This is a genomic window from Nocardia goodfellowii, from assembly GCF_017875645.1.
Classification (GTDB): Bacteria; Actinomycetota; Actinomycetes; order Mycobacteriales; family Mycobacteriaceae; genus Nocardia; species Nocardia goodfellowii.
The window spans coordinates 5,474,324-5,493,349 of record NZ_JAGGMR010000001.1; the positions used below are offsets into that span (position 1 = coordinate 5,474,324).

At 66.9% G+C, this 19,026-nt stretch carries 16 protein-coding genes; 11 read left to right on the top strand and 5 right to left on the bottom strand.

The window, feature by feature from the left end:
* Window positions 1–4: 4 nt before the first annotated feature.
* On the bottom strand, window positions 5–2,311 hold the full coding sequence (locus BJ987_RS25250; RefSeq protein WP_209894837.1) for an arylsulfatase: 2,307 nt from the start codon (window positions 2,309–2,311) through the stop codon (window positions 5–7).
* Window positions 2,312–2,567: 256 nt separating this feature from the next.
* Between BJ987_RS25250 and BJ987_RS25255 the strand changes: the two genes are divergently transcribed.
* Genes BJ987_RS25255 through BJ987_RS25270 form a run of 4 tightly spaced genes read left to right on the top strand, consistent with a single transcriptional unit; the run spans window position 2,568 to window position 7,703 of the window.
* Window positions 2,568–4,157, top strand: a complete 1,590-nt coding sequence (locus BJ987_RS25255) for an ABC transporter substrate-binding protein (RefSeq protein WP_209894839.1) — start codon at window positions 2,568–2,570, stop codon at window positions 4,155–4,157.
* Window positions 4,154–5,113, top strand: a complete 960-nt coding sequence (locus BJ987_RS25260; RefSeq protein ID WP_209894841.1) for an ABC transporter permease — start codon at window positions 4,154–4,156, stop codon at window positions 5,111–5,113. The genes BJ987_RS25255 and BJ987_RS25260 overlap by 4 nt, the downstream gene beginning before the upstream one ends.
* Complete coding sequence (locus BJ987_RS25265) at window positions 5,110–5,988, top strand: ABC transporter permease (protein WP_209894843.1); 879 nt, start codon at window positions 5,110–5,112, stop codon at window positions 5,986–5,988. The genes BJ987_RS25260 and BJ987_RS25265 overlap by 4 nt, the downstream gene beginning before the upstream one ends.
* Entirely contained in the window at window positions 5,985–7,703 is a 1,719-nt protein-coding gene (locus tag BJ987_RS25270; protein ID WP_209894845.1) for a dipeptide ABC transporter ATP-binding protein, read from the top strand. Before BJ987_RS25265 ends, BJ987_RS25270 begins: the two co-directional genes overlap by 4 nt.
* 81 nt (window positions 7,704–7,784) lie before the next feature.
* Here BJ987_RS25270 and BJ987_RS25275 read toward each other — a convergent pair whose 3' ends face one another.
* Window positions 7,785–8,177 (bottom strand): PPOX class F420-dependent oxidoreductase, encoded by a 393-nt coding sequence (locus BJ987_RS25275; RefSeq protein ID WP_245366116.1) that lies wholly within the window; start codon window positions 8,175–8,177, stop codon window positions 7,785–7,787.
* Window positions 8,178–8,257: 80 nt separating this feature from the next.
* On the opposite strand from BJ987_RS25275, the gene BJ987_RS25280 reads away from it, so the two are divergent.
* The 3 genes from BJ987_RS25280 to BJ987_RS37850 are packed head-to-tail and all read left to right on the top strand — an operon-like array spanning window position 8,258 to window position 9,491.
* Window positions 8,258–8,770, top strand: a complete 513-nt coding sequence (locus BJ987_RS25280) for a hypothetical protein (RefSeq protein WP_209894847.1) — start codon at window positions 8,258–8,260, stop codon at window positions 8,768–8,770.
* A gap of 53 nt (window positions 8,771–8,823) precedes the next feature.
* Window positions 8,824–9,369 carry a TetR/AcrR family transcriptional regulator gene (locus BJ987_RS25285; RefSeq protein WP_209894849.1) on the top strand — a complete coding sequence of 182 codons (546 nt, stop codon included), beginning with the start codon at window positions 8,824–8,826 and terminating at the stop codon, window positions 9,367–9,369.
* A complete protein-coding gene (locus tag BJ987_RS37850) occupies window positions 9,366–9,491 on the top strand; it encodes a hypothetical protein (protein WP_281070392.1) in 126 nt (41 codons plus the stop codon). The genes BJ987_RS25285 and BJ987_RS37850 overlap by 4 nt, the downstream gene beginning before the upstream one ends.
* A 68-nt stretch (window positions 9,492–9,559) precedes the next feature.
* Here BJ987_RS37850 and BJ987_RS25290 read toward each other — a convergent pair whose 3' ends face one another.
* On the bottom strand, window positions 9,560–9,982 hold the full coding sequence (locus BJ987_RS25290) for a RidA family protein (RefSeq protein WP_209899054.1): 423 nt from the start codon (window positions 9,980–9,982) through the stop codon (window positions 9,560–9,562).
* Window positions 9,983–10,445: 463 nt separating this feature from the next.
* On the opposite strand from BJ987_RS25290, the gene BJ987_RS25295 reads away from it, so the two are divergent.
* Both BJ987_RS25295 and BJ987_RS25300 read left to right on the top strand, forming a co-directional pair.
* Window positions 10,446–11,264 carry a class I SAM-dependent methyltransferase gene (locus BJ987_RS25295; RefSeq protein ID WP_209894851.1) on the top strand — a complete coding sequence of 273 codons (819 nt, stop codon included), beginning with the start codon at window positions 10,446–10,448 and terminating at the stop codon, window positions 11,262–11,264.
* Between the two features lie 476 nt (window positions 11,265–11,740).
* Window positions 11,741–13,066: a family 1 glycosylhydrolase gene (locus tag BJ987_RS25300; protein WP_209894853.1), complete on the top strand. Its 1,326-nt coding sequence runs from the start codon at window positions 11,741–11,743 to the stop codon at window positions 13,064–13,066.
* Window positions 13,067–13,252: 186 nt separating this feature from the next.
* Here BJ987_RS25300 and BJ987_RS25305 read toward each other — a convergent pair whose 3' ends face one another.
* Both BJ987_RS25305 and BJ987_RS25310 read right to left on the bottom strand, forming a co-directional pair.
* A complete protein-coding gene (locus BJ987_RS25305) occupies window positions 13,253–15,277 on the bottom strand; it encodes a CocE/NonD family hydrolase (protein WP_209894855.1) in 2,025 nt (674 codons plus the stop codon).
* A 148-nt stretch (window positions 15,278–15,425) separates the two neighbouring features.
* Complete coding sequence (locus BJ987_RS25310) at window positions 15,426–16,124, bottom strand: TetR/AcrR family transcriptional regulator (protein ID WP_209894857.1); 699 nt, start codon at window positions 16,122–16,124, stop codon at window positions 15,426–15,428.
* 154 nt (window positions 16,125–16,278) lie between these two features.
* Between BJ987_RS25310 and BJ987_RS25315 the strand changes: the two genes are divergently transcribed.
* Both BJ987_RS25315 and BJ987_RS25320 read left to right on the top strand, forming a co-directional pair.
* The gene (locus BJ987_RS25315) at window positions 16,279–17,208 is read left to right on the top strand and encodes an NAD-dependent epimerase/dehydratase family protein (protein WP_209894859.1); all 930 of its coding nucleotides are present in this window, start codon (window positions 16,279–16,281) and stop codon (window positions 17,206–17,208) included.
* A 67-nt stretch (window positions 17,209–17,275) separates the two neighbouring features.
* Window positions 17,276–19,003: a GMC oxidoreductase gene (locus BJ987_RS25320; protein ID WP_209894861.1), complete on the top strand. Its 1,728-nt coding sequence runs from the start codon at window positions 17,276–17,278 to the stop codon at window positions 19,001–19,003.
* The last annotated feature ends 23 nt before the right edge of the window (window positions 19,004–19,026 follow it).

Here is a 19,026-nt window from a genome sequence, read left to right on the forward strand (position 1 = left end):
ACCCCTATTCGGCGACGAACTCCGCTTCCCGCTCCACCGCCTCGATCGTGGCCTGCGGGACTTGGATCGGCCCGGGAGTGTAGGTGACCGCGCGCAGGTCGCCGGTGTAGCGGAACGGGCCGCGGCGTTTCCGCAGGTTCCAGGACACCGGGCCGCGCGCGTCGACGCCGATCGAGATGCCGGTCCACGGCGCCATGCCGACGAGCTGTACCTGATCGCGGAGTTCGGCGTGCTGTGCGCCGGCTTCGATCCGGAAGTCCCAGCGCAGCCGCGGGCGTACCGCCGCCGACACCGTGATGCGCTGGAGGCCGGGGGTCAGCTCGGCGGCGGCGGTGCCGTAGATGCCGTAGCTGTTGACGCCCAGCACGACTCGGCCGTCCTCGATATAGACCAGATAGCCGCCCAGCGGGTCACCGTGTGCGACAAGGACACCCTCGTCACCGGGCCGGTAGCCGCCCAGGTGCACCTCGATGGTGAAGTCGCGGAAGGCGATCAGTCGCTGGGAACGGTAGCGCTCCAGGGTCGGGGTGCCGGGCAGCAGGCGCAGCGGTGCGGCGAAGCGCGCTTCCTCGGGGCGGCGGCGCGCCAGGTCCTGGCGAGTGAGCAGCGGGAAAACGGTGTTGTTCCAAGCTGATTCGTCCCAGGCTGCGGCCAGCTCGGCGGCCTTGTCCGGATACCGCTCCGAAAGATCGTGCAGCTCGGTCGGGTCCGCGCGCACGTCGAACAGCTGCCAGTTCGGGGCGTCCACGGCGCGTCCGGGTTCGTGCAGCGACAGCAGTTTCCAGCCGTCCCGGTAGAATCCGCGATGGCCGGTCATTTCCGAGTACTGCTCGGTGTGCCGGGTCAGAGCGCGGGGGTCGCGCAGTAGGTCGGCCGCGGAGACGCCGTCGAAGTCCTTGGCGGGCAGCCCGTTTCGGACTGTGGGCCGCTGGAGCCCGGCCAGATCCAGCAGGGTGGGTGCGAGATCGGTGACGTAGGCGTATTCCTGACGGATACCGTTGTCCTCGGCGGTGCGCGGCAGCCCCTTGGGCCAGGACACGAGCAACGGCACCCGGACGCCGCCCGCGAAGGTCTGCCCCTTGTAGAAGCGGAACGGCGTGTTGGAGGCCTGCCCCCAGCCGCGCGGATAGTGCACGCCCAGCTCGGCGGTGCCGATCAGCTCCTCATCGTGCGGTACGTCACCGACCCAGTCCGGATCGTCGATGTGCGCGAATTCGGCGAAATAGGTGCGGGTGCCCTCCGGCCCGCCCTCCGCGGTGCCGCCGTTGTCGGAGGTGAACACCACGATGGTGTTGTCGAGTTCGCCGAACTCCTCGACCACGTCGAGGAGCCGGCCCAGGCTCTGGTCGATGCTGTCGACCATCGCCGCGTACACCTCCATGTACCGGGCGAAGCGCCGCTGTTCGGCCGCGGTCAGCGAATCCCATTCCGCCGCTTCGTAACCGGGTTCGGTATTGCGCGGCTTCTGTTGTGTCCCGGCCGGGAACAGGCCCGCCGCCAGCTGCGCCGCGAACCGGCTCTGGCGCAGCTTGTCCCAGCCTTCGGCGTAGCGGCCACGGTACTTGTCCAGATCGGCCGGCTTGGCCTGCAACGGGCCGTGCATGGCGACGTGCGCGAAGTACAGGAAGAACGGTTTCGTCGCGTCGTGGGCGCGCAGATCCTTGAGATAGGAGATCGCCTTGTCGGTCAGATCGTCGGTGAGGTAGTAGCCCTCCGGATACTCCTCGACGTCCACGACCGAGGAATCCGACACCAGCTGATTCGGGTAGTAGAACGAATTCAGGCCTTCCAGGGAGCCGTAGTAGCGGTCGAACCCGCGCTGCGTCGGCCACGAATCCCGGTGCGCCGCAGGGTTCATCGTGGCGTCGCGCACCAGATGCCATTTGCCGACCGCGTAGGTGGCGTACCCGTTGCCGCGCAGGATCTCCGGCAGGGTGAGCACATCGTCGGCAAGTTCCAGCCGCAGGCCCGGATAGCCGGGGTCGGCATTGGCGACGAACCCGAAACCCGCGCGGTGCGCGTTGATTCCGGTGAGCAGCGAGGCGCGCGAGGGCGAGCACAACGGGGTGGTGTGGTAGTTCGACAGTCGAACCCCGTTGGCGGCCAGCCGATTCAGCGTGGGGGTGTCGATCTCGGAGCCGAACGGGCCGATATCGCTGTAGCCCATATCGTCGACCAGCACCACGATGATGTTCGGCGCGTCGGCCGGGGCGGTCGGCGGGTAGGTCCACTCGGGCGTGGCGTCGGCGGTGGTGCGCCCGATCCGTCCACCGAAGGACTCGTAGCCGCGGGCATGAGGTGGCACAGGCATTGGATCAGTAGAAACTGGAAAAACCTCAGGTCACCATGTTTTGACGCACGGTGCGTGGAACCGGTGCCAGGGGCTTGCTGGGGGTGTTAGCTTCACCGTCATGCACCCGGACCAACTCTGCGCACCGCCCGCCGCCGGTGGCCGCGGTCGCTGTTCGCGCCGGGTCCGCGCCTGCCGTCCCTGATCGCCCTGTCCAGGCGTCACCAGCGTCCGCCCTGCCCCCCGCGGCGCTCCATCTCTCGAGGAATCGTCAACCATGAGTTCTACTCCTGGCGCGCCCATCGGCCGCCGTAACTTCCTGCGCAACACCGGGATCGCCGCTTTCGCGATCCTGGGCACCGGTGCGCTGGCCGCCTGCACGTCCGCGGTGAACCAGCAGCGCGGCGGCGACGACAACGCCGCCCCGGTGCGGGGCGGCACACTGAGGTACGGCGTCCTGCTGGACCTGGTGCCCGCCAATATCCTCACCAACACCGGTACCACGCCCTATGTCGTGGGCCTGGTGTTCGAGTCGCTGGTGCGTTACCCGCACGACAAGCTGGAGCCGCAGCCGCTGCTGGCGAAGAAGTGGACGCTCGCACCCGAGGGCACCTCGATCACCCTGGAGCTGCGCGACGACGTGAAGTTCCACAGCGGGCGGCCGTTCACCGCCGCGGACGTGGAGTTCTCGCTGCGCACCTACGCCGACGCGAAGTGGTCGGCGCAGCTCAAGAGCACCGCCGCCGCCATCACCGGGTTCGACACCAGCGACCCGCACAAGATCGTGCTGACCTTCGCGCACCCGCTGGGCAATATCTTCGATCTGCTCGACACCGTGCCGATTCTGGACCGGGAATCCATCGATCAGCTGGGCACCGGGGAAAAGATCGTCGGTACCGGACCGTTCCGTTTCGTGCAGCGAGTCCCGAACTCGCAGATCGTCTTCGAAAGGAACCCGGCCTACTGGGTGCCCGAGCGGCCCTACCTGGACCGGGTCGAGTTGTCGGTCATCCCGGACAGCCAGGCCCAGCTCAACGCGCTCAAGTCCGGGCAGCTGCACTACGCCGACGGCATCACCTACCGCGATGTCGAAAACCTCGGCAAGACCGACGGCTTCCGGACCTTCCCGTTCGAGGGCGCGGAACTGCAGGTGTATGTCGGTGTGAACGTGCAGGATCCGGCACTGTCGGAGCTGCGATTGCGCCAGGCCATCGCCTACGCCATCGATCGAGAACGGATCGTCAGCGAGGTCTTCCGCGGCGCCGGCTACGCGGTGAACGTGCCGTGGCCCAAGAACTCTCCGGCTTTCGACGCCGCGCGCAATACCCGCTACGCCCGCGATCTGAGCAAGGCGAAGCAGCTGCTCGCACAACTGCCCAAGCCGCCGAAGATCCCGCTGACCTACAGCTCGACAACCGGTACCCACGAGGCGTCCGCGCAGATCGTGCAGGCCGACCTGGCCGAGATCGGCATCGAGGTGGAACTCGTGCCCACCGACAACGCCACCTTCGTCCGGCAGTTGATCGGAGCGCAGTTCCCCGGTCTGTGGCTCACCGATCATTCCTGGGCGCAGTTCGTGCCGTCCACGCTTACGGTCAGCGCGTACCCGTTCAACGCGCGCAAGAACGCTTCCCGCTACGAGTCACCCGCCTACGTCGCGGCCGCCGATGGGGCATGGAAACTGAAGCAGGGCACCGGCTCCGAGGCGACCAGGGCCTACCAGGAGCTCAGCGACCAACTACTCGAAAGCCTGTTCCTCATCGAGATCGGCGTCCGGTTCCCGCAGGGCGCGCAGACCAGGAAGCTGCACGGCTTCGACTGGACCAAGCGCCGGGAATCCGTGCTGACGGAGGCGTTCCTGGCATGACCGCGTATCTGCTGCGCCGGGTGCCCTCGGCGGCGGCGGTCCTGTTCGGCGCTTCGGTGCTGATCTTCCTGCTGCTGCGCGCGGTGCCCGGCGACCCGGCGAGCACCCTGGCCGGACCGGACGCGACGCCGGAATCGATCGCCGCCATCCGGCACCAACTCGGGCTGGACCGGTCGGTGCCGGCACAGTACGTGAGCTGGCTGCACGGGGTGTGCACCGGCGATCTGGGCCGGTCCTACATCATCGGCGGGCAGATCGGTGAGCTGATCGCCCGCGGTCTCACCAATACCCTTGTGCTGGCGGGCTCTTCGCTGGTGCTCGCAGTACTCGTGAGCCTCGGGGTGAGCGTATCGGCGGTGCTGTGGGAGCGGCGCTGGCTCAATGCCCTTGTGGCCGCGGCCAATACGGTCGCCGTCGCGGTACCGGCCTTCGTCACCGGAGTGCTGCTGGTGCTGGTCTTCGCAATCGCCGTTCCGATCCTGCCGGCCGGTGGCATCCCACCGGATGGGTTCGCGGCCCAACCCGACATCACCGTTCAGTACCTGCTGCTGCCCTCGATCTGCCTGGCGTTGCCGGTGAGTGCCGCGCTGACCCGGTTTCTCACCGAGGCGTTGCGCACCGAGCTGGGCAAACCCTACGTTCTCACCGCGCGGTCGCTGGGCATCTCGCACCGCGAGATCGTGACGCGCGGCGCGTTGCGCAATGCCTTACCCACCATGCTGACCGTGCTCGGCATCCAGTCCGGGTCACTGCTCGGCGGCGCGGTGCTGGTGGAGGCCACCTTCGCCTGGCCGGGCATCGGGCAGCTCATCGAACAGGGCATCAACCGGCGCGACTATCCGGTAGTGCAGGCGCTGCTGCTGTTCTCGGTGGCGGTGTTCGTCGCGATCCAGCTGACCACCGACATCGTGCACGCCTATCTGGATCCGCGGATCCGGATCGGAGGCAAGGCATGAGTCAGGTATTGGATACGGCGCTGGCTGTCGAAACCGTGGAAACCGCCGATTCGCGGCCGGTGCGTCCGCAATGGCATGCCCTGCGCAGTGGGCAGGGTCTGGCCGGTGTGCTGCTGGTCGGCGGTATCGCGCTGCTCGGCTTGCTGGCCGGCGTGATCGCGAAATACGATCCGCTCCAGCAGATTCCGGCCGCGAACCTGCTCGGACCCAGCGGCGAGCACTGGTTCGGCACCGACAACGTCAACCGCGATCTGTTCGCGCGAGTGCTGCACGGCATCCGGATCAATCTGTTCGTCGGATTCGTCGCGGTCCCGCTCGGTGCGGTGCTCGGCTCGCTCGCGGGGCTGCTGTCGAGCCTGAACTCCCTCGCCGACGTGATCACCCAGCGGGTGTTCGATCTGCTGCTGGCGTTTCCGGCGCTGATCCTGGCCATCGCGCTGGCGGCGGTCACCGGGCCGGGCGTGCACACGGTGATCATCGTGATCGTCGCGGTCGAGGTCCCGCTGTTCGGCAGGCAGATACGCACCGCGATCCTGTCCGTCCGCGAACAGCCGTACGTCGAGGCGGCCGAGGTGATCGGCGCCGGGTCCTGGTGGACCTTGCGCAAACACGTGCTGCCCAACGTGCTCGAGCCGCTCGGTGTGCAGCTGGCACTGTCGATGTCGCTCGCCGTCTTCGTGGAGGCGGCGATGAGCTTCATCGGTATCGGAGTGCGGCCGCCGGAACCCTCGCTCGGTGGGACCATCGCCGATTCCATCGCCTATCTGGACGCCAACCCGGCGTTCGCGGTGGGGCCGCTGCTCGTGGTCTCCGGCCTGACGCTCGGGTTCCTATTGATCGCTCAGGCGCTGGGCCGGGCCAGGAGGATCGCATGAAAACATCAGTGCTCGAAGCGGATTCAGCTACTGATCAGCCCGATACGGGAGCGAAACCGGCCGCGCCGGTGCTGGCGATCCGGAATCTGCGGGTGCACTTCGGCTCACGCACGGTGGTGCATGGCGTCGATGTCGAGGTGCGGCCTGGTGAAGTCGTCGCGCTCGTAGGTGAATCGGGATCCGGGAAGTCGCTCACGGCGCGCGCCGCCCTCGGTCTGCTGCCCGCGGGGGCCACGGCGAGCGGCTCGGTCCGAGTGGCCGACACCGAGGTCGTCGGGGCCGCCGAGGCCGAACTCCACGCGCTGCGGGGCATACGCGCGGCGATGGTCTTCCAGGAACCGCAGACCGCGCTCAACCCGGTGCAAAAGATCGGGACACAGATCGTCCGGGCGTTGCGCGCGCACCACGCTCGGACCGGTTCGGGGACGCTGTCGAAGGCGGCGGCCCGCGCGCGTGCCGTCGAATTGCTGCGGATGGTGGAGATCCCCGAGCCCGAACGCCGGCTCGACTGGTATCCGCATCAGCTGTCAGGCGGACAGAAGCAGCGGGTGGTCATCGCGCTGGCACTGTCGGGTGAACCGGATCTGCTCATCGCCGACGAACCGACCACCGCACTGGACGTCACCGTGCAGGCCGAGATTCTCGAGCTACTGCGAGCGTTGCGCCGATCCCAGGGCACCGCGGTACTTTTCATCACGCACAACCTGGGTGTGGTGGCCGAGATCGCGGACCGGGTCGTGGTGCTGCGTGCGGGCCGGGTGGTCGAGCAGCAGACCGTCCATGGGCTGTTCGCTGCGCCCGAAGAGGCTTACACGCGCGAGTTGCTGGCCGCGGTGCCGCGGTTGCCCGGGCTGGGCTCCGCGGTTTCGCCGGAAAGTGATGACATCGCTGACGATGTGGCCGCGAGTTCGGAAGCGGAGTCCGAGCCTGTCTTACGGATCAGCGATCTCAGCGTGGTCTACCAGGGCCGCGCCGGCGACAAGGACTTCCAGGCCTTGCGGGATGTCTCGCTCACACTCGCTCCGGGCGAGGTGGTCGGTTTGGTCGGCGAATCCGGTTCCGGCAAAAGCACACTGGGTCGGGTCGCGCTGGGACTCGTACCCGCGCATACCGGGCGGGTCGAGCTGACCGGTATCGCGCTCGGCGGTTCGACCCGAAGGGACCTGCGTGCGTTGCGCAAGCACGTCGCGCTGGTGCATCAGGATGTCACCGCCTCCCTCGACCCCCGGCGCAGCATCGAAGAGGCGATCGGTGAACCCTTGATCGTGCACCGCGCCGCCTCCGGAGCCCTGCTGCGCGAAAAGGTCGGAGCGCTACTGGAATCCGTGCGCCTGCCGCGCGACTACGCGGCCCGCCGCCCCGGCGAACTCTCCGGCGGGCAACGCCAACGCGTGGCACTCGCCCGCGCGCTGGCCCTGTCCCCGCGTCTGCTCGTCGCCGACGAACCGACCAGCGCCCTCGATGTCTCGGTGCAGGCCCAGGTGCTCGACCTGTTCGCCGATCTGCGCGCCGAATACGGCTTCGCCTGCTTGTTCATCAGCCATGATCTCGCGGTAGTGCACCAGGTCGCCGACCGGGTGGTGGTACTGCGCGGCGGCGAGATCGTCGAAACCGGCTCAGCCGCACAGCTTTTCCGCGATCCGCAGCACGAATACACCCGCGCACTACTCGAGGCGGTCCCGCTGCCGGACCCTGAACTGGCCCGGCGCGGGTGATAACCGAGGTGGCCGACGCGGGCCGATATCTGGGGCCGACCCGATGCGGGCGACAGCCTCGACGTTGCGGGTCGACACCGCCTACCTGTCCAGCCGAATCCTGATACCCGCCATGCGCTCCGAGCCGCCGCGCAGCGCGCTGCCCACGAGCCCGATCCGGGCGGCCAGCCCGTACTTTCGCTTCATCAGACCAGTGAAGTACGCACTCTCACCCGGCGTCAGCACCTCGGCCGAGCCGGGAACGGCAACACCGAGCGGCTTGCCGCGCCAATCGCACGAGGCGACCGTCACCCGGCCGCTGTTGCGGATTCGCTTCACCTTTCCGGTGTCCGCCGCGCTCCACACCGCCAAGGCCTCGCCATCACGCATCACCCAGACCGGGGTAGGGACCGGTCTGCCGTCCCGGCGAAAAGTGGTGAGCAGCAGATACTTACCGGCCGCTAAGTCGTCCAGCACCGTGTCGATGGGTTCCATGCAAAGATACTAACCAGTTAGTTAGGCGCGTGGTTCGAAGCCATTCGATGACAAGCGCGACACAGCTGGAAGGAATCCGCATGCGGTTCGTTTGGACCTTGCTCGCGGGGTTTGCCTTGGGCACCCCCGCGATCCCCGTCGGTCTTTCACTGTCACTGCCTGGCCCGGTCGCGCTGTTCGCGGTGCTACTGGGCGCGGCGTGCTGTGTCGTCTTCGCGGTGTTCGCCATGGAGCGCGCTCGACTGCACTGGCGATCCTGGCGCGCCCGCTGGAAATCAGCTGCGATACGGGCGGATTCCGCGGCCGATACCGAAGGACGGGCTCCCACTTCCGAAGAACCACCCGCGACGGAGACCCGACTGTCCGGCGCCGCGGGGCAGCGGGCACGGCGAATCCTTGCCCGGTTCGGCGTGGTGGGTTTCGGGATATTGGGGCCTGCCCTTTTCGGCACTTGGGGCTCAGCCCTGCTCGGTGGCGCGCTGGGCATTCCCCGCTGGCCGCTTATTCGCTGGCTGATGACCGGTGTCGCGCTGTGGTGCACGGTGCTGCTGTTCGCCTCGGATGCGGCCTTCGGCTTCTTCGGAATCGGATAGCACGGCGGGACGAGCCCGGAAACCAACGAACTAGTCGCAACTACGATGGCCTCATGTCCCGAGCCGACGCCACCAAGGCCCGAATCCTGCAGGCGGCCACCGAGGAGTTCGCGACATACGGAATCGCCGGAGCGCGGGTGGATCGGATCGCCAAGAGCGCCGCAGCCAACAAAAACCTCATCTACATCTACTTCTGCAGCAAAGACCAACTCTTCGACGCGGTCTTCGACGCCCACGTCACCCACGGCCTCAATTCGGTGCCATTCACCCCGGACAACCTCCCCGAGTACGCCGGACAGCTCTTCGACTACTGCCAGGCCCATCCCGAGGTCATCCGACTAGCCACCTGGCACCGTCTCGAGCGTGGCGATCAGGACCCAACCGACTCGACGCCGGCACACGAGGCCAAGCTGGCAGCGCTTGCCACTGTGCAGAAGACGCAAAACATCGGCTCCGGCTTCACACCCACCACGCTGCTGACCCTCGTTCTGAGCATCGCCCTGGCGTGGAACCCCAGCAACGCCGCCAGCACGCCCGCCACCGAGACCACCGAGGACCGTCGCCGCTCCGTCGTCGAGGCAGTGCGTCGTCTCCTATGAACACCGCGTGCGAACGCGGGACGGAAGAGGACTACGCCTCGAGCTGGGAACTCGCCACCGCCACCACCTTTCCCGGCTCCAGCACCATTTCGCTGCACTACCGCCGGCCTGACAATCAGTAGCCCGTGAGCTCGCCGCTAGGGTCAGTTGCCTAATTGAATGACGCTCGATAGGTACTGCGAGTCAGTGCCTATCGCGCTCGAGTATTGCCCTCAATAAAGGCATCGACTTCGATTTCAACGAGCAGAGATGGGGATATCAGAGCGCTCACTTCATACAGCGTGCACGTGGGACGGACATTTCCGAAGACTTTGGAGTACTCCTCGGCGACCTCAGGCCAGCGCGTGATATCGGTGAGCAAGACGCGGGTGCGGACGACGTCCTCGGTGCCGGCACCGGCTCGGCTGAGAGCTGACGCGATGCGGCGCAATGCCTCTCGGGTTTGGGCGCCGATGTCCTCGCCCCCGACCGCCTGGCCGTCCGGCAATGCCGCGGTAGTGCCACTGACTGCGACGGTGTTGCCGATTCGAACCGCTCGGGAGTATCCGATCTCCTGCTCGTAGACGGAGCCGTCGCCGATATTGATGCGGTCGGCTGTGGCGGAACATGGCATAAAACTCGCCGCGCCCGCAAACGCCAGCACCGCGGCGACGAGGAAACGGCTCCTGCTCGGGAGATCCATTCGTATCCTTTCGGTTCGGGTCACTGCGTTGGCAGCCGCAGACGTTTCGAAGCTGCGGATAAGTTCAGCGAAATTCGGGAAGTGCGTGCAGGGCAGCAATTAGATTCCGGAATCAGAGACTTGCGGTTCTGACGATAGCTTGGGCCGCCGTTCCGCGACGCGCGCCACTCGGCAGAAGCGGCCACTCTCCCCCAGAGTGCTGCGCCGACGGCGGATCTCTGGCTACTCACGGTGGCCCCGGCGTCGGCAGCGGGGCTTCGCAGGCGGTACCTGATCGGAACCATCCTCGCCCCTGCCACAGCTGGCGAAAACGGTTTCCATAGCCGCATCGCGGGGTACGCTCGCGCCAGATAGCACGCGGAGTCACCACGGCCACTGGACCGAAGGACCACCGATGAAATCTTCAACGGGTGCGCGCAGCCGGCTCGAAGCCGAGTACTCCGATCCCACCGCTTTGCGGGTGCGGATCGACACCCATCGGCGTTTCTCCGAGCAACCGCACGACCCGCAGGCCGACGTGCTAGCCGCGATAAACCTCACCGGCACCGAGTATCTCGCCGATATCGGCTGCGGTGACGCCCGCTTCCTCGCGAGCCTCGCCGCCGCCGGGCACCAGGGGCCGCTGGTCGGCGTGGACACCTCACCGGCCATGGTCGCCGCCGCCGACATCATCCCCGGCGTGCGCGGCATCCTCGCCGACGCCACCCGGATGCCGTTCGACGACAACACCTTCGACGTTCTCACGGCCCGGCACATGCTGTATCACGTACCAGAACCGGCCGCGGCCCTGGCCGAATTCCGCCGCACCACCAAACCGGGCGGCATCGTCACCGTGGTCGTCAACCGGCCGCAAACCTGCCCTCGCCTGCGCGAGCTCATCCTGGCCCACGCGACCACCTACGGTATCGACCCCGCCGACGCGCCACCGTACACAGTCGACGCCGACACCCTCGCGCCGCTCATGGACCGAACGTTCGGCACCGTGCAGCTGCTTCGCCGGGACAACGCCCTCGTCTTCGACTCCCCGGAACCCCTCATCCAGTTCGCCGAAGCCCTCTTCACCTTCGATGGCATCGCACCCGACAACCCCAACCGCGCCGCCATCCTCAACGACCTCACCGCCGACATCGAAGACTGGTTCACCTACCACGCCGGCGAGGCCTGGCGGGATCCCAAGGGCTATCTGGTCGCCACCGCCACGATCCCGGACTGAACCGAGGGCGGTCTGCCCTTTCCCTCAGTGTGCCGGTTCCCATTTTCTGGAACTGGAGCGTCGTTGCTGAAGTACCCCGAGTTAGGTTGGGCCTTATAAGATACATAGTTAGATGCGCATATCTAGTTACAGGGATGTTGCATCGTCCATGCAAGCCTGAACCTTCCAAGTCTCCCTCGGCAATAAGCCTTTGAAGGCCGTGCCGACCACCTCAGCGCTCCTCCACTCCCCGCGCACCAGCGTTCCCACGACCAACCCCACTCCCCCTCTTGTGCAACCCAGCCCTTGGAGACCCCACTCCCCCGGCGGATCTCTCACGCAACCCGCCGCAGCCGCTACACGGGATTAGAGCCTGGGTGACTGCACAATTGACCAGCCATCCCCGCCCAATTCGGACGCTCGACCAGTTAGGCTGCCGGACAAGTGGATCCGGCTGCCGGCTGCGCGGCCGACCAACGAATTCCCGCAGGAGACTCATGCGATCCCTCAGCCGCCGTCAGGCGTTGACTGCACTGTCCGCTACCGCTGCCGCCGCACTGGTCGGGTCTGCCGCGCCCGTCCAGGCTCGGCCGGCTGCACCCTTGGAGGTGGAGCCGTTCGGCCCCGAGTTCCTGTGGGGTGTCGCGGCGTCGGGATATCAGGCCGAAGGGCACGCGCCGGACAGTAATTGGGCGCGGTATGTGGCGGCGGGCAAGACCGAGGATCCGTATCTGGAGTCGATCGACTTCTACACCCGGTATCACTCCGACATCCAGCTGGCCGCGAATCTCGGCGTGCAGGTGTATCGGATGGGGATCGAGTGGGCGCGGGTGCAGCCGGCGCCCGATGCGTGGGACGAGAACGGATTCCGGTTCTATGACAATGTGATCGCCACGATCCAGGCTGCCGGGATGCGGCCGATGTTGACCCTGGACCACTGGGTGTATCCGGGATGGGAGGTCGATCGTGGCGGCTGGGGTAATCCCGGCATGGTGCAGGACTGGCTGGCGAACGCGCGCAAGGTCGTCGATCGCTACGCGCCCGCCGATCCGCTGTGGGTGACCTTCAACGAGCCCGCCATGTACGTCATCAACGAGACTCGGCACGGCGGCATCGCCGCGCTGGACGCGCCCGCGATGAACGAGCGTCTCGCTCAGTCGCACAACGCGATCTACGACTACATCCACCAGGTGCAGCCGGGTGCGATGGTGACGAGCAATGTCGCGTATATCCCAGCCGCCGACGATCTGGTCAGCGGCGCGATGATGTCGCGGATCGCGCACAAGCTGGATTACATCGGGATCGACTACTACTACGGCATCTCCCCCGACAGCCTCGCCGGCGGATTCAGCTTCGACGAACTCTGGAAGAACCCGCTGCAGCCCGAGGGCATCTACTACGCGCTGCAACACTATGCCCGCGCCTTCCCCGGCAAGCCGCTCTACATCGTGGAGAACGGGATGCCGACCGAGAACGGCCACCCGCGAGCCGATGGGTATACCCGGGCCGACTCCTTGCGCGACACCGTCTACTGGCTGCAACGCGCCAAGGCCGACGGCATCAACCTCATCGGCTACAACTACTGGAGTCTCACCGACAACTACGAGTGGGGTTCCTACACACCACGTTTCGGGCTGTACACCGTCGACGTGCTGACCGACCCGGCATTGACCCGCCGGCCGACCGACGCCGTTCCCGCCTACGCCGCGATCACCCGAGCCGGCGGTGTGCCGCGCACGTATCGCCCGACCCGCGCGCCGAAGGCCTGCTCGTTCGTCGATGCCCTGTCCAGCTGCCTGGATCCCGTGACAGTCCCGAACTGATCGGCACGCCGCTCGACGAGGAAAGGAACTCGATGCGTTCACGCAGCCGTCGTCATCTAGCCCCGGTCGTGATGGTGTCCGGCGCGCTCCACGAGGAGTGCGCCGCTGCCGTCACGGCCTACAGTGCGCTGCTCGGGGGCGGTGGTTTTCCGATCACGAATCGCGAGGTTCTGTCAGCTGACGGAATCACCAGCCCGGGTTGCCGCTGACCGGAATGTTCACCCAACTCGGCCTGTTCGGGTCGAGTTCGAGGTGCTGCGGCTTCAGTTCGCTCTCGTTGAGCAAAGGTCGCAGCGGAAGCCCCCTGGGGAAGTTCAGCGCGTAGACGTCGATGCGCAGGCGGTGGCCCGGCTGCAGGATGCCGTCGGTGGCGGGCAGTCCGATGTCGACAATGGTCGGTTCGCCGGGCACCAGCGGCAGCCGGTCGGCCAGGGTGAGGATCGGGTACGGGTCGGTGTAGTCGCCGTTGGGCGAGCGAGTCGACTTGGCTTCGTTCACTTTCCGCAGCGAAGCCTGGAGTTGACCGCTGGTCCATACGGTGGATCGGCCGTCGGGAGCGACATCGTTGACCGTCACCGCCCAGTAGCCGTCGGTGGCGTCCAGCACCGTATTGAGGTGCACGGCGATCGGTCCGGAGATCTGGGTGGGCTCGGTGACCGGTGCGCTGGTGAAGGTGAGGCCGTTGGATTCGTTGATGCGGTCGTCCTTGGCGCACAGATCCAGTGCCGCGGTCAGACCCGCTGTGCCGGTAGCGGAATCACGCGAGCAGACGCCGGTGAGCCCTGGCGCGACCGTCAGTCGTGCCGCTCCCCCGGGCGCGGCGGTCAAGCTGCCGTCGTGCACACTGCGCGCGGTCCCCGACACCTCCGGACTGAGGTACATGCGCCGGTAATCCATGCCGGGACGCGGGAATTCGGTCGTGCTGGTCCAGCCGCCGCCCTGCTGCCACACCGTGACGTCGGCGTAGTCGTCGATGCCGTTGTCGATGCCCTTGAGCCACTTGTCGAACCACGCGCGCTGCAGCACGTCCAGCCGCGGCGGGCCGCCGGGCAGTCCCAGACCACTGCCGGAGGTCAGGTGATAGGTGTCTCCCATGATCAGCTTCTTCTGTCCCGCAGGCACATTCACCGCTCGGAAGGCGCGCGGCGAGGAGTAGGTGAAGATGTCGTGCCAGCCGCCGTAGATGAAGGTCGGGATCTCGATCCGTTCCGGCTGCCCGAGCCAGGCGGTGCGGATCAACGAATCGTCCTGGAGCAGGCCCAGCAGATAGTCGGGGACCTCGGCGATGCTCGGGATCGTCAGCGCGGCGAGCAGATAATTGAAGAAGGTGAGCGGATCGGCGGCGCGGTCGGCCAGCCATTTCCAGTCGAAGCTGCCGGTGAGCATGGACTGGACGTTCGGGACCAGTTTGGCGCTGTTCACCGCCAGCAGCCACATCGGCAGGAAGCCGATGCCCACGCCGCCGCCGGTCGCGGCGATATCTCGGAGCAGGTCGCTGCCCGGGACAACCGGGAAGATCGCTTTCAGCGCTTCAGGTTTGCGTTCGGCGGTCTGCAGCTGGTTGATCGCCGAATAGGAGACCCCGGTCATGCCGACGGAGCCGGTGGACCAAGGCTGGCGGGCCGCCCATTCCACGACTTCGACGCCGTCCTGCTGTTCGCGCTCCCCGAAGACCTGCCAGATGCCCTGGGAGAACCCGGTTCCGCGGACATCGACGACCACCTGGGTGTAGCCGCTCTGCACGAGTTTGCGATCCACGCTGAAGACCCGGCCGAGGCCGGCAGGCAGCGCCCGCGTCATCTCGGTGACCCCGCCCAGACCGAACGCCGAGAGATCGAACCCTTTCAGGGCCTCGACCAGCAGGTCGCTGAGGACCGGGATGCTCTGGGCCGAGTCGGCCAGATTGCTGACGAGTTTCGTGTACGGAGTGAGACTGACAATGGTCGGGGTCTGCTCCGCGATCGGCACGCCCGCCGCGTCCGCGGGCCGGTACACATTGCCCTTGAGTACGGTGCCATCGCTCATGGTGATCGGCACGTCCCACTCGATGTGCACCTGCGGGTAGGTCCGGGGTCCGTCATGGGTGGCGGTCCACGCGGCACCGAGCGCACCACCGTCGGGCGTCGCTTGCGCGGACACCAGCCCGGTGCTGACGACGACGACCGCTCCCAGCGCGATCAAGGTCCGGAATAAGCGCCGCCGCTTGGTCATACATCCCCGCTCACTTCTGGCGTCCCAGACAACGCCCCTGCCTTACTCGCGGGTAACAGTAACGGTCGCCACAAAGTCGGGCAATAGTGTCCTGTGCCACAACACAATCGAGTTGTGACCATGCATCAAGGCTGGGACACAGCGTGTTTCAGCGCCGAAATCCCAGCATGTCGAGTAGCGCGTCGACTTGCAGTTCGAAGAGCTCGTCTCGATCCGTGAAGGTGTCGGTGCCGTACATGTCGAACACGTCGCCGCTGACCAGGCCGAACAGCGACGCCCACAGGGTGACGCCGCGGGCGATCAGCCAATCGGGAAGCCCGAGATCGAATTGACTGCGGATTTGCGCGAAATCGCCTGCCAGCGCAGGGGATACGCCGGGCAGCGGTTCCGGGGCCGTGAGCATGCCCCGCTCATAGGCGCGCGCGAACAGGACCTGGAGAGTGGTGATCACCCGGGTGCCCGGCGCGGTCGTCTGCTCGACGGGCGCGTCGTACCCGGGCACCGGCGTGCCGAAAAGCAAGCCATACCGGGCGGGTTCGGCACGGGCCCAGACCCGCACCGTGCGGGCGAGGACGCGCAGTTGCTCCTTCGGATCGTCGGGCGCGTCCACGAGCGCGGCGTCCACCGCGTCGCCGAGTGCGTTGTATCCGTCGACCACGAGCAGAGTGAGCAGTTCGTCGCGGCTGCGCACATAGCGGTAGACCGCCGAGGACACCACGCCCAGATCCCGTGCCACCGCGCGCAACGACAGCGCGGCCGCGCCGTCGGTTGCCAGATGTCGCCGTCCGATGCGGACGATGTCTTCCATGGTCTGCGCGCGAGCGCGGGCGCGGGGCGTGGTCGGCATACCAGACACCGTGCAATAACCGGAGAGCATTGTCAACAATAGAGAGCATCGCTCTTGACAGCGGCCGGACAGCGAGGCATGCTGTGCACATCAGAGAGCACCGCTCTCAACAACTGAAAACCCAAGGGCGCCTGCGCCCCTCGAAAGGAATATCATGTCCGACCTGCACATCGTCACCGGAGCCGGGCCCGTGGGTAGCACCCTCGCCGAGCAGTTGGCCGCCGCCGGAAAGCAGGTCCGGGTGCTGACCCGCTCCGGCGGTGGTCCGGACCATCCGCTCGTCGAGCGCCGCCGGGTGGACGCCACGCGGCCCGAGCAGCTCGCGGGCGAATTCGAGGGCGCCGCCGCCGTCTACCATTGCGCGGGCGCCTCCGAGTACTCCGCCAAGGCTTGGCGCGCGGAGTTGATCCCCGCGCAGCAGACCGTGCTGGACGAGGCGGGCAAGACCGGCACCGTGGTCGTCTGCGCCGAGAATCTCTACTCCTACGGCCGGGTCGACCGGCCGATCACCGAGAACATGCCGCGCACCGCCGACTTCGGCAAGCCCGGCGTCCGGACCGATCTGGTACGTGCCCGCGAAGCCCACGCCACACCGACGATCAGCGTCGGCGCCGCCGACTTCCTCGGACCGTACGTGCGCAACTCGCTGTCCGGCGAGCAACTGTTCGGGCCGATCGTGGCGGGTAAGAAGGCCAAGGCGCTCGGCCGGTTGGACGTGCCGCACTCGTTCACCTACGTCCCCGATCTCGCCGCGGCCATGATCCGCGCGGCCGCCGACGAGTCGCTGTGGAACAGTTTCCTGCACGCACCGTCGGCGCCGGCCGTCACCCAGCGCGAGCTGATCGACCTGATCGGGCGTGCCGCCGGAGTCGGCAAACCGCAGGTGATGGCACTGAGCCCCTGGATGCTCAAGGCGATCGGTCTGGTCAGCCCGGCGATGCGGGAGCTGGCGGAGATGAGCTATCAGGGCAGCGCGCCGTTCGTGCTCGATTCCAGTGCGAGCGAAAAGCGTCTGGATCTGCGCCCCACACCACTGGACGTGGCCGTAACGGCCACGGTGGACTGGTGGAAAACCCAGGCGTGAGCCGCGCCACTACCGGAGAGTAGTGTTACCGGCAGTCACAGAAGACCGGCATCGAGGAGTTCTGCACATGGACCAGCGGGCGACGGATTTCGACGTACTCATCGTCGGCTCCGGATTCGGCGGCAGCGTCACCGCACTGCGGTTGGTCGAAAAGGGCTATAAGGTCGGCGTCCTGGAAGCCGGTCAGCGCTTCGCCGACGACGAGCTGCCCAAGACCAGCTGGGATCTGCGCAAGTTTCTGTGGGCGCCCGCGCTGGGTTGCTACGGCATCCAGCGCATCCACCTCCTGCGCGACGTACTGATTCTGGGCGGCGCGGGCGTGGGCGGCGGCTCGCTGAACTACGCGAACACGCTCTATGTGCCGCCGGAGCCGTTCTTCAAGGACGCGCAGTGGCGCGACATCACCGACTGGCGCGACGAGCTCACCCCGTACTACGAGCAGGCACAGAAGATGCTCGGCGTCGTGCGCAATCCGCACATGACCCCGGCGGACGAGGTCTTCAAGAAGGTCGCCGACGATATGGGCGTCGGCGACACCTTCGTGCAGACCCCGGTCGGCGTCTTCTTCGGTACGCCCGGCGAGACGGTGGCCGACCCCTACTTCGGTGGTGTCGGCCCCGAGCGCACCGGTTGCGTCGAATGTGGCGACTGCATGGTCGGCTGTAAGTACGGCGCCAAGAACACGCTGGTGAAGAATTACCTGTATCTCGCGGAAAAGGCGGGCGCGCAAGTGATTCCGCTGACCACCGTGTCCGGGATCCGCCCGCTGCCCGACGGCACCTGGGACGTCGACACCCGCCGCACCGGCGCCTGGGTGCGCAAACAGCCCAAGACCTACACCGCCCAGCATGTGGTGCTGGCGGCCGGCACCCGCGGCACCCAGCAGCTGTTGTTCGCCATGCGTGACAAGGGCGTGCTGCCGAACCTGTCGAACCGCCTCGGCCTGCTGACCCGCACCAATTCCGAGTCGATCGTCGGCGCGGCCACGAAGAAGGTCACCCCCGGCGTCGATTTCACCAAGGGCGTCGCGATCACCTCGTCGATCCACCCGACTCCCGACACGCACATCGAGCCGGTCCGCTACGGCAAAGGCTCCAACGCGATGGGCCTGTTGCAAACCCTCATGGTCGACGGCGGCGGCCGTATCCCGCGCTGGCTGCGGTTCCTCGGCTTGGTGCTGCGCCACCCGATCGACCTGCTCAGCATGCTGCAGACCAAGAACTGGAGCGAGCGCACCATCATCTCGCTGGTCATGCAGCATCTGGACAACTCGATCACCACTTACACCAAGCGTGGGCTGTTCGGCCGCAAGCTGACTTCGAAACAGGGCCACGGGCAACCGAATCCGACGTGGATCCCGGCCGGCAACGAGGTGACCCGCAAGGTCGCCGCGGAGATCGGCGGCATCGCGGGCGGCAGTTGGGGCGAGATCTTCAACATCCCGCTGACCGCGCATTTCCTGGGCGGCGCGGCGATCGGCGCGGACCCCGAGCACGGCGTGATCGACGGGTACCACCGCGTGTACGGATATCCCACGCTCAGCGTCGTGGACGGCGCGGCGGTGTCGGCCAACCTCGGTGTGAACCCGTCGCTGACCATCACCGCGCAGGCCGAGCGGGCCGCGGCGTACTGGCCGAACAAGGGCGAGCAGGACGCCCGCCCGCCGCAAGAGGCCGGATACCAGCGGATCGCGCCGGTGGCACCGAAGCAGCCGGTGGTGCCCGCGAGCTCGCCCGCGGCGTTGACCTTGCCGATCGTCGAGATTCGCCGCGACGGGCAGAACGTGACAGCGTAAGCGGCACAGGCGATTTGGCCCGA